The organism is Streptomyces sp. NPDC059456 (genome assembly GCF_042750055.1).
Lineage (GTDB): Bacteria > Actinomycetota > Actinomycetes > Streptomycetales > Streptomycetaceae > Streptomyces.
The window spans coordinates 4,556-14,090 of the sequence record NZ_JBHYVA010000163.1 but is presented as its reverse complement, the minus strand read 5'-3'; the positions used below and the strand labels follow the sequence as shown (position 1 = coordinate 14,090).

Sequence of the window (9,535 nt, the reverse complement as noted above, 5' to 3'; positions counted from 1 at the left end):
GAGCCGGGGGCCAGCCCCGGTACGTCGACCTGGCGGGCGCGGGACCGTCCGAACGCCCGGTTCTGCCGGCCCAGGGCCTTGATCCGGGCCCGGTCGAGCCGGTTCTGGTCGCGCCGGCGGTGGCGGTCCTGCTCCCGCTCGCGCTTGTCCTCGCGCACCTCGTCGACCGCCTCGTCGAGGGTGCGGACCCCCTCCAGCAGCATGAGCGACCAGGCGCCGAAGGTCTCGCGGGGGGCCCGCAGCCAGCGGACCATCCGGATCTGCGGCAACGGCCGCGGGATCAGGCCCTGTTCGCGCAGCGCCGCCCGGCGGGTCTGCTTCAGGGCGCGGTCGAAGAGGACGGCCGCCGAGAGCGACATCCCGGAGAAGAACTGCGGGGCCCCGTCGTGTCCGGCGCCGCGCGGCGCGTGCACCCAGTTGAACCAGGCGGCCGCGCCCGCGAACAGCCAGACCAGCATGCGGGAGCCGAGGGCGGCGTCACCGTGGCTCGCCTCGCGGACGGCCAGCACCGAGCAGAACATGGCGGCGCCGTCGAGGCCGAACGGGACCAGGTACTCCCAGCCCCCGGAGAGGTTGAGGTTCTGCCGGCCGAAGCCGACCAGTCCGTGGAAGGAGAGCGCGGCGGCCACCGCCGCGCAGCAGAACAGCAGGACGTAGGAGGCGGTTCCGTAGACGGCTTCCTTGCGCCGCCGACGCTCTTCGCTGCGCTCCCAGGTGTCCTCGGCCGCTGCCTTCTCGCCCTCCCGCTTGCCCCGCGCCAGCACCGCGACCGCCGCAAGCACGCCCAGGATCAGCAGGCTGCCGGGCAGCAGCCAGTCCAGCGATATGTCGGTCAGTCTCATGCGGATGTCCCTTGCCTCTGCCTCGCGTGTGCGGCCTTCCGGGAGCCATGGTGGCGCAGGAGATCGGCTCGGCACGCGGCTTTCGGGGCAAGTGGACGCCATCGGGGGGTGGCGCGCGCCGGATAGGGTGTTGTGGTTCGAACTGCCGCTCGTGCGACCGGAGTTGCGTTCGATTACGGTCAGTCGTACGAGTGGGTTCAGATGTCAGGCGGCAGCCGTGAGGCGGACGATGCGGTCCGCGTCGCAGGTGCGGGGGCACGTGGTGCAGGTGTCCTCCGGCCGGATCGTGTAGAAGAGGCAGCAGCTCGCCCGGTCCCGGGTGGGCAGCCGCTCACCGCCCGGACCGGAGAGGGTGCGGAACGCCGCACCCCCGGTGTACGGGGCCGTCCTGCCGGGCAGCAGCGCGCCCAGCTCGGCCATGGCCCGCTCCTCCTCGCCCACGAGCTTGCCGAGGTGCCAGACGCCCGAGACGATCTCGTCGGTCACCATGCCCCACAGGGCGCGGCGCCCCCGCCGCATGCGCGGGCCGAAGCCCTCCAGCAGCGGTTCGAGGTGCCGGGCCACCGCAGCCCGTACCTCGGCGCGCAGCGCCTCCTCGTCGGGCACGACACGGGCCCCGGGGAGGGTGGCCGCCGGATCGTCCGGCAGGCAGGCGAAGGACTCGATGCGCACGCTCATGCGGCCCCCGGTCCGGTGGAAGGCCACCTCCCCCGTGGGCAGGTCGGGCACCCGCCGGGCGAGGAACCAGGGGGCCGTGACCAGCAGACAGGCGGGCCAGGCGTACCGGTGCAGCCCGAAGGTGGCCACGACGTCGGGGCGGGCCTGGCGGCCGTGGTCCCGCAGGACCTGGGCCTCGTCCCAGGCGAGGTAGCCGTCGAGTTCGGCTCCGCCGGCCGCGAGCTCGTCCGCGCCGATCCACCCCACACCGCGAGGGGCGGTCTCGTGCGCGGCGCGCTCGACGACCTGGAGACTGCCGTACATCTCGGTCAGCCGTGCGTACGCGTCCGCCACCGGGGAGCCGGCCGGGAGCAGGGCGTGGGCAGGGCTGTCGGGCATGGCGGGACCACCGATCCACACGGTCGGAAGAAGAGAAGGTAAGCCTTACCTTAACTGATCTCCCGTGGCCTGTACCAGCACCCTCCGGACCCCGTCACCTATTCTCGGGAGAGCCCAGGTCGAGACCCCGAGGAGGACCGAGTGCACGAAGCGGCCCACGTCAGGGTGACGGCGCTGATCCCCACGCAGAAGGTGCTGCGCCATTCGGTGCGCGGCCAGGTGCTCCACGCGCTGCGCGCCGCGCTCGTCGACGGGGAGCTGGTGCCGGGGGAGATCTACTCCGGGCCCGCCCTGGGGGAGCGCTTCGGGGTCTCCGCGACGCCCGTGCGCGAGGCGATGCAGCAGCTGGCGCTGGAAGGGGCGGTGGAGTGCCTGCCGAACCGCGGCTTCCGGGTGCTGTCCCGTACGCCGCGGGCGCTGGCCGAGCTCGCGGAAGTACGGGCGCTGCTGGAGGTCCCGGTGATGCTGCGGCTGGCCCGTACGGTCCCGGCGGAGGCCTGGGCGGAGCTGCGCCCGGCGGCGGCCGCCACGGCCGAGGCCGCCGCGGCCGGCGACCTGCCGGCCTACGCGGACGCGGACCGGGCGTTCCACCGGGAGGTGCTCTCCCTCGGCGGGAACGAGCAGCTGGTCTCCGTGGCCGAGGACCTGCACCGCCGGTCGCAGTGGCCGCTGCCGGGGGCCCCGCGGACCCGCCGGGAGGACCTCGTCGCGGACGCGGCGGAGCACTCGGCCCTGCTGGAGGCCCTGATCGCGGGCGACCTCCCGGCCCTGGAACCCCTGATCCGCGGCCACTTCACCACGCCCTGACGCCCCCTGACCGGACCCCGCCGGACTTCCGGGGGCCGGTGGGGTGTGTCAGGCGGTCGGGGCCGGGTGGAGCTGGTCCGCCAGCCAGGTGGGGATGCCTCCCAGCAGGTGGAACAGGCGGCGGGCCTCCGCGCGCAGCCGGGCCGCCTCCGGTTCCGGCTCGGCCTCGGCCAGCGCGGCCAGCGCCGGGGCCGTGCCGATCAGGAAGCCCAGGTCCTCCCGGATGCGCAGGGACTCCGTGAAGCCCTTGCGGGCCTCCGCCACCTCCCCGTCCCGCAGTGCCAGCGCCGCCAGGTGCCGCCAGGTGAACGACAGCAGCAGCGTGTCCCCGTGCGCCAGCGCGCCCGCGTGGGCCCGGTGGTACGCGGGCCGCGCCGACTGGGGCGCGTCCGCCAGGTGTTCGGCGACCAGGCCCCGGCGGAAGTCCAGCAGCGGCCGCGTCCGGGACCCGGGGGACAGCAGCGCCGCCGCCCGGCCCAGGGCGGAGCGGGCCTCGTCCGAGCGGTCGCGGACCCCGAGCACGGTCGCCGCGTACGCCAGCTGCCCGCGCTCGCAGGCCGCCGCGCCCCGCGCGTCGTCGTCCTGGGCGGCCGCCTCCGCGACCCGCAGCGCGTCCTCCGCCTCGGCCCAGCCCTGCCCGGTGAACAGGCACCGCTCGACCAGCAGCGCGGTCCGCTGCACGGCCGCGCCGGGGTCGGGCAGGTGGGGCGTCAGCAGGGCCGCCGCGTCGGTCCAACAGCCGCGCGAGCGCAGCCGCCATATCGCCCGCTGGAGGGGGTCGTCTCCCCCGGCGGTTCCGGCACCGGACATGGCGGTATCCGCCACATTGCCCTCCCCAAAGCAACCAAGCAGCACGTCGTCGAGCCCTTGGGCCGAAATGAGAGCACGGATCGACGGCCGCGGCCAAGGGGTCGGGTGAACTCTTTCACAAAGTCCGGACGCCGTGTCAGGCCTCCGCCGCCGCCCCTGGCCGGATCTGCTCAGCTCATCCGCAGTGCCAGGAAGAAGTCGAGCTTGTCCTCCAGCCGCGAGAGGTCACGTCCCGTCAACTGCTCGATTCGCCCGACCCGGTACCGCAGCGTGTTGACGTGCAGGTGCAGCCGCGTCGCGCAGCGCGTCCACGAGCCGTCGCAGTCGAGGAACGCCTCCAGCGTCGGGATCAGCTCGGCGCGGTGGCGGCGGTCGTAGTCCCGCAGCGGGTCCAGCAGGCGCGCCGTGAAGGCGCGGCGCACGTCGTCCGGGACGAACGGCAGCAGCAGGACGTGCGAGGCCAGCTCGTGGTGGCCGGCCGCGCAGACCCGGCCCGGGCGGGCCGCGGCGACCCGGCGGGCGTGCCGGGCCTCCTCCAGCGCCCCGCGCAGCCCCTCCGCGGAGTGCACGGCCGCGCTGACGCCCAGCGTGAGCCGGCCGTCGCCGTCGAGCCCGGCCTGCAGGGGCTCCCGTACGACGGAGAGCAGCTCGTCGGCGTGCAGGGCGCTGTCCGGGCCGCCCTTCTCCTCGCCGGGCTCCCCGGGCAGCGCGGGCAGCGGTACGAGCGCGATGGCCTCGTCACCCGCATGGGCCACCGCGATCCGGTCCGAGGGCTCGGGCCCCGAGACGGACGGGTCGACCAGGATCTCCTCCAGCAGGGACTGGGCCACCGGGCCGCCGGGGACGTCCCCGCCGTCCCAGTCGACCCGCGCCACGACGACCTGCCAGTGCGGGGCGGTGCCCAGCCCGGGCAGCAGCACCGGGGCCGCGACCCGCAGGCGGGCGGCGATCTCGGCCGGCGGGGCACCCGTCTGGACCAGCTCCAGCACCTCCTGGGCCAGCCGGCGGCGCACCGTGCGGGCCGCGTCGCGCCGGTCCCGCTCGACGGCGATCAGCTGGGTCACGCCCTGGAGCAGGTCGAGCCGCTCGGCGGGCCAGTCGCCGGCGTCCGCCTCGACGGCCAGCAGCCAGTCCGAGAGCACGGTTTCCCGCACGTCACGGGCCCCGGGACCGCCCGGCCCGCGGCCCGCTCCCCTGATCGGGAACAGGGAGTACGTAATACCCTGGAGGGAGATCCGGTGCGGGCCCCTGCGCCCGGTGCGGACCGCCGCCAGGTGCTCTCCGGCCAGCACCGCGCAGACGCCTGGTGCCAGGGGTTCTCCCGCGCCGGCGATCTGCCGGCCCGTGGGGGACAGCACCCAGGCGCGCAGATCGAGGTCCGTGGTGAGCAGATCCAGCACCACATCGGGTCCACCGCCCGCGGGGCCCGAGGTCATCAGACGGCGGTGGCGGTCCACGACGGCCGCCAGGTCCCCCGCACGCTCGCCCGAGACCTGCCGCACGACGTACTCGGTGATCGTGGCGAATGCAACGTCCTCGTTCACGGCGAACAGCGGCAGCCGGTTGCGCCGACAGGCTGAAACGAGATCGTCGGGGACGTCCCCCAGCTCCGCCTCGCCGGCCGCGAGGCCGGCGACGCCCGCGCTCGCGAGGATTCGTACGAACGGCTCGGAGTCGGCCGAATTTCTTCGCCACGCCAGGCCAGTGAGGACGAGTTCGCCCCCGGTGAGGTATCGGCTTGGATCCCTCAGGTCGGTCGTCATGACGCCGCGGACCGTCCGGTCGAGTTCGTCCTCGCCGCCCAGCAGCCGCAGCCCCAGCGCCTCGGTTTCCAGCAGTGCGCGCAGCCGCATGGTGTCGCCGCCGATCTGTCTCGAATGTTGCCGTTGGAAATCGGGCAGGTCGTTGCATCCTGCCTTTCATACGAATCTACAAGACGAGGGAGGCAGCCAGCCAACTCCTTCATGGTTTCGGTGACTGCACCCGGAGGACGCACGGCTTGTGTACTGACTCCACACCGCGTTAACAGCACGTGAACGACCAGTCGAGGGCCCCCAGGGCCTCCTGGCTTGAAGTGAACGACACGATGAAGAAGAAGAGAGCCGCACATGGACTTCCTTCGCCCCGCCAGCTGGGAGGAGGCACTCGCCGCTAAGGCCGAGTACCCCACAGCTGTGCCGATTGCGGGTGGCACCGACATCATGGTCGAGATCAACTTCGACCACCGCCGTCCGGAGTACCTCCTCGACCTCAACCGCATCGGTCTGCTGCGGGAGTGGGAGGTAGGCGAGGAGGTCACCAAGCTCGGCGCCTCCGTCCCGTACACCCAGATCATGGAGAACCTGCGCGGCACGCTGCCGGGTCTCGCGCTCGCCTCGCACACGGTCGCGTCCCCGCAGATCCGCAACCGCGGCGGTGTCGGCGGCAACCTCGGTTGCGCCTCGCCCGCCGGTGACTCCCACCCCGCCCTCCTCGCCGCCGGCGCCGAGGTCGAGGTCGAGTCCGTACGCGGCTCGCGCCTGATCCCGATCGACGAGTTCTACACCGGCGTCAAGCGCAACGCGCTCGCCGCCGACGAGCTCATCAAGACGGTCCACATCAAGAACGCCACGGGCCCGCAGCAGTACTCCAAGGTCGGAACGCGCAACGCGATGGTCATCGCCGTCTGCGCCTTCGGCCTCGCGCTGCACCCCGAGACCCGCACCGTCCGTACGGGCATCGGTTCGGCCGCCCCCACCCCGATCCGGGCGAAGGCCGCCGAGGAGTTCCTGAACGCCGCGCTCGAAGAGGGTGGCTTCTGGGAGTCCCGCAAGGTCATCACCCCGTCGATCGCCAAGCAGTTCGGTGAGCTCGCCACGGGCGCGGCCAACCCGATCGACGACGTTCGCGGCACGGCGAAGTACCGCCGTCACGCGGTCGGCATCATGGCTCGCCGCCAGCTCGTCTGGACGTGGGAGCAGTACCGCGGCACCAACGGCCGCTCGCTTGAAGGGGCTGCGTAACCATGCGCGTCAATTTCACCGTCAACGGTCGTCAGCAGGAAGCCGACGACGTGTGGGAGGGCGAGTCCCTCCTGTACGTGCTGCGCGAGCGACTGGGCCTGCCCGGCTCCAAGAACGCCTGCGAGCAGGGCGAGTGCGGTTCCTGCACCGTCCGCCTCGACGGCGTGCCGGTCTGTTCCTGCCTGGTCGCGGCCGGCCAGGTCGAGGGCCGCGACGTCGTGACCGTCGAGGGCCTCGCCGACTTCGCCAAGCAGCGCGAGGCGCACGGCCACGGCGGTGCCTGCGGCACCGGCGGCGGCTGCGGCAGCACGGGCGTGTCCACCGACGAGGCCAAGCAGTGGTCCGCCAAGGGCACCGACTCCCAGACCGGCGAGGGCGTCCAGCTCTCCACCATCCAGCAGGCGTTCATCGACGCCGGCGCCGTCCAGTGCGGCTTCTGCACCCCGGGCCTGCTGGTCCAGGCGGACGCCCTCCTGGAGCGCACTGCCGACCCGTCCGACCAGGACATCCGTGAGGCCCTGTCCGGCAACCTCTGCCGCTGCACGGGCTACGAGAAGATCCTCGACGCGGTCCGCCTCGCGGCCGCCCGTCAGGGAGAGGCGCTCTGATCATGGCCAACACTCGCACCGCGCCTTCCGGTACGCCGACGAACGTCACCCAGAAGCACAACAAGGGTGGCATCGGCGAGTCCACGCTCCGCCCGGACGGCACTCTCAAGGTCACCGGTGAGTTCGCGTACTCCTCGGACATGTGGCACGAGGACATGCTGTGGGGCCAGACCCTGCGCAGCACCGTCGCCCACGCCGAGATCGCGTCCATCGACATCTCCGAGGCCCTGGCCATGCCGGGCGTCTACTCGGTCCTGACGTACGACGACCTGCCGGCCGCGATGAAGAACTACGGCCTGGAGATCCAGGACACCCCGGTCCTCGCCAACGGCCGGGTGCGCCACCACGGTGAGCCGGTCGCCCTCGTGGCCGCCGACCACCCGGAGACCGCCCGCCGCGCGGCCGCCAAAATCAAGATCGACTACCGTGAGCTGCCGCTCGTCACGGACGAGGCCTCGGCCCTGGCCGCGGACGCGCCGCTGATCCACGAGGGCCGCGACGACCACCACTCCGGTCACGTCCCGCACCCGAACATCGTGCACCGCCAGCCGATCATCCGCGGCAACGTGGAGGAGGCCCGCAAGCGCGCCGACGTCATCGTCGAGGGCGAGTACACCTTCGGCATGCAGGACCAGGCCTTCCTCGGCCCGGAGTCCGGTCTCGCCGTGCCCTCCGAGGACGGCGGCGTCGACCTCTACGTCGCCACCCAGTGGCTGCACTCGGACCTCCAGCAGATCGCCCCGGTCCTGGGCCTGCCGCCGGAGAAGGTCCGCATGACGCTCTCGGGCGTCGGCGGTGCCTTCGGCGGCCGCGAGGACATCTCGATGCAGATCCACGCCTGCCTGCTGGCGCTGGCCACGAACAAGCCGGTCAAGATCGTCTACAACCGGTTCGAGTCCTTCTTCGGCCACGTGCACCGTCACCCGGCGAAGCTGTACTACGAGCACGGCGCCACCAAGGACGGCAAGCTCACGCACATGAAGTGCAAGATCGTCCTGGATGGCGGCGCGTACGCGTCGGCCTCCCCGGCGGTCGTGGGCAACGCCTCCTCCCTCTCCGTCGGCCCGTACGTCATCGACGACGTCGACATCGAGGCGATCGCGCTCTACACGAACAACCCGCCCTGTGGCGCGATGCGCGGCTTCGGCGCCGTCCAGGCCTGCTTCGCGTACGAGGCCCAGATGGACAAGCTCGCGGCGAAGCTGGGCATGGACCCGGTCGAGTTCCGCCAGCTGAACGCCATGGAGATGGGCACGATCATGCCCACCGGCCAGGTCGTGGACTCCCCGGCGCCGGTCGCCGAGCTGCTGCGCCGGGTCAAGGCCCGTCCGCTGCCGCCGGAGCGCCAGTGGGAGACCGCCGGCGAGGGCGCGGACGTCCGCGCACTGCCGGGCGGCCTCTCGAACACCACCCACGGCGAGGGCGTCGTCCGCGGCGTCGGCTACGCGGTCGGCATCAAGAACGTCGGCTTCTCCGAGGGCTTCGACGACTACTCGACCGCCCGCGTGCGCCTGGAGGTCATCGGCGGCGAGCCCGTCGCGATGGTCCACACGGCCATGGCGGAGGTCGGCCAGGGCGGCGTCACCGTCCACGCGCAGATCGCCCGCACCGAGCTGGGCGTCACGCAGGTGACCATCCACCCGGCCGACACGCAGGTCGGCTCCGCCGGTTCCACGTCCGCCTCGCGGCAGACGTACATGACCGGTGGCGCGGTGAAGAACACCTGTGAGCACGTCCGTGAGGCGCTGCTGGAGATGGGCCGCCGCAAGAACGGCTCCTACCACCCGGCGTGGGCGCACGCCGAGCTGCTCCTGGAGGGCGGCAAGGTCGTCACCGACGCCGGCGAGGTCCTCGCGGACATCGCCGACATCCTGGAGGACGAGGCCATCGACCTCGAGCTCGAGTTCCGGCACCGGCCGACCGTCGCCTTCGACCTGAAGACCGGCCAGGGCGACGGCCACGTCCAGTACACCTTCGCCGCGCACCGTGCGGTCGTCGAGGTGGACACCGAGCTCGGCCTGGTCAAGGTCGTCGAGCTGGCGACCGCCCAGGACGTCGGCAAGGCCCTGAACATGCTCTCCGTGGTCGGCCAGATCCAGGGTGGTACCACCCAGGGTCTCGGCGTGGCGGTCATGGAGGAGATCATCGTGGACCCGAAGACCGCGAAGGTGCGCAACCCCTCCTTCACGGACTACCTGATCCCGACCATCCTGGACACCCCGACCATCCCGGTCGACGTCCTGGAGCTCGCCGACCCGAACGCGCCGTACGGCCTGCGCGGTCTGGGCGAGGCCCCGACCCTCTCGTCCACCCCGGCCGTCCTCGCGGCGATCCGGGCGGCGACCGGTCTGGAGCTCAACAAGACGCCGATCCGTCCGGAAGCCCTCACCGGCACCCTCTAGGACGGCGT

General features: G+C 72.6%; 8 protein-coding genes. 4 read left to right on the top strand and 4 right to left on the bottom strand.

The features are described 5' to 3' along the window. Both ACFXA3_RS16790 and ACFXA3_RS16785 read right to left on the bottom strand, forming a co-directional pair. Positions 1-842 (bottom strand): DUF2637 domain-containing protein (locus ACFXA3_RS16790; RefSeq protein WP_385187426.1); only part of this gene is annotated, 842 nt, incomplete at its 3' end. A 204-nt stretch (positions 843-1,046) separates the two neighbouring features. Then, entirely contained in the window at positions 1,047-1,898 is an 852-nt protein-coding gene (locus ACFXA3_RS16785; RefSeq protein WP_385187424.1) for a (2Fe-2S)-binding protein, read from the bottom strand. Positions 1,899-1,967: 69 nt separating this feature from the next. Here ACFXA3_RS16785 and ACFXA3_RS16780 point away from each other — a divergent pair, with 69 nt between their 5' ends. Next, positions 1,968-2,705, top strand: a complete 738-nt coding sequence (locus ACFXA3_RS16780; RefSeq protein WP_385187428.1) for a GntR family transcriptional regulator — start codon at positions 1,968-1,970, stop codon at positions 2,703-2,705. Positions 2,706-2,753: 48 nt separating this feature from the next. Here the strand turns inward: ACFXA3_RS16780 and ACFXA3_RS16775 are convergent, their stop codons facing one another. Together ACFXA3_RS16775 and ACFXA3_RS16770 are read right to left on the bottom strand one after the other, a co-directional pair. Beyond that, on the bottom strand, positions 2,754-3,515 hold the full coding sequence (locus ACFXA3_RS16775; protein ID WP_385187422.1) for a hypothetical protein: 762 nt from the start codon (positions 3,513-3,515) through the stop codon (positions 2,754-2,756). A gap of 170 nt (positions 3,516-3,685) precedes the next feature. Further along, positions 3,686-5,368 (bottom strand): PucR family transcriptional regulator, encoded by a 1,683-nt coding sequence (locus ACFXA3_RS16770; protein ID WP_385187420.1) that lies wholly within the window; start codon positions 5,366-5,368, stop codon positions 3,686-3,688. A 255-nt stretch (positions 5,369-5,623) separates the two neighbouring features. Here ACFXA3_RS16770 and ACFXA3_RS16765 point away from each other — a divergent pair, with 255 nt between their 5' ends. From ACFXA3_RS16765 to pucD, 3 genes are read left to right on the top strand one after another with little or no spacing between them, the layout of a single operon-like run. Beyond that, positions 5,624-6,517: an FAD binding domain-containing protein gene (locus ACFXA3_RS16765; protein WP_376202640.1), complete on the top strand. Its 894-nt coding sequence runs from the start codon at positions 5,624-5,626 to the stop codon at positions 6,515-6,517. A 2-nt stretch (positions 6,518-6,519) separates the two neighbouring features. Then, positions 6,520-7,125, top strand: coding sequence for a (2Fe-2S)-binding protein (locus ACFXA3_RS16760; RefSeq protein ID WP_385187418.1), 606 nt, complete (start codon positions 6,520-6,522; stop codon positions 7,123-7,125). A 2-nt stretch (positions 7,126-7,127) separates the two neighbouring features. After that, positions 7,128-9,527: a xanthine dehydrogenase subunit D gene (pucD, locus tag ACFXA3_RS16755; protein ID WP_385187416.1), complete on the top strand. Its 2,400-nt coding sequence runs from the start codon at positions 7,128-7,130 to the stop codon at positions 9,525-9,527. Positions 9,528-9,535: the final 8 nt, after the last annotated feature.